This window comes from Actinomycetospora sp., from assembly GCF_055612215.1.
The window spans coordinates 1-1,114 of the sequence record NZ_JBVPVA010000232.1 but is presented as its reverse complement, the minus strand read 5'-3'; the positions used below and the strand labels follow the sequence as shown (position 1 = coordinate 1,114).

The window sequence follows — 1,114 nt, the reverse complement described above, 5'->3', positions numbered from 1 at the left end:
ACCCGAAGCGGGGTGATCTACCCATGGCCAGGGTGAAGCGCCGGTAAGACGGTGTGGAGGCCCGAACCCACCAGGGTTGAAAACCTGGGGGATGAGCTGTGGGTAGGGGTGAAAGGCCAATCAAACTCCGTGATAGCTGGTTCTCCCCGAAATGCATTTAGGTGCAGCGTCGCGTGGTACTCACCGGAGGTAGAGCACTGGTTGGCCTAGGGGGCCGACAAGCTTACTGAAGTCAGCCAAACTCCGAATGCCGGTGAGCGTTGAGCGCGGCAGTGAGACTGCGGGCGATAAGGTTCGTAGTCGAGAGGGAAACAGCCCAGATCGCCGGCTAAGGCCCCTAAGCGTGCGCTAAGTGGGAAAGGATGTGGGATCGCCCAGACAACCAGGAGGTTGGCTTAGAAGCAGCCACCCTTGAAAGAGTGCGTAATAGCTCACTGGTCAAGTGGTCCTGCGCCGACAATGTAGCGGGGCTTAAGCACACCGCCGAAGCTGTGTCATTGACACAATAGATCCGCTTGGACTCTTGAAGTCCTTGTGTAGTCGTGTTGATGGGTAGGGGAGCGTCCTGCATCCAGGGAAGCCGTGGCGGAAGCTAGCGGTGGAGGGTGTGGGAGTGAGAATGCAGGCATGAGTAGCGAATGCAGAGTGAGAAACTCTGCCGCCGGATGACCAAGGGTTCCTGGGCCAGGCTAATCCGCCCAGGGTAAGTCGGGACCTAAGGCGAGGCCGACAGGCGTAGTCGATGGACAACGGGTTGATATTCCCGTACCCGAGCATGTGCGCCCATGACGAGGCGTTTGATACTAACCACCCAAAGCGCGTCCGCGAAGCCTTCGGGCCTAGTGGGTGTTGTGGAGCGTGGGACCTGATTTCGTAGTAGTCAAGCGATGGGGTGACGCAGGAAGGTAGCTCCGCCAGGCGATGGTTGTCCTGGTATAAGCGTGTAGGCCGGAACATAGGCAAATCCGTGTTCCATGTAGGCTGAGACGTGATGTGTAGCCGTTTGAGGCGAAGTAGAGTGATCCTATGCTGCCGAGAAAAGCCTCTAGTGAGTGCATGCACGGCCCGTACCCCAAACCAACACAGGTGGTCAGGTAGAGAATACCAAGGCGAT

1 rRNA gene is annotated in these 1,114 nt (G+C 57.8%); it reads left to right on the top strand.

Annotated elements, in window-relative coordinates:
* Positions 1–1,114: ribosomal RNA gene (locus tag AC0CYZ_RS06450) — 23S ribosomal RNA — on the top strand; the annotation flags it as partial.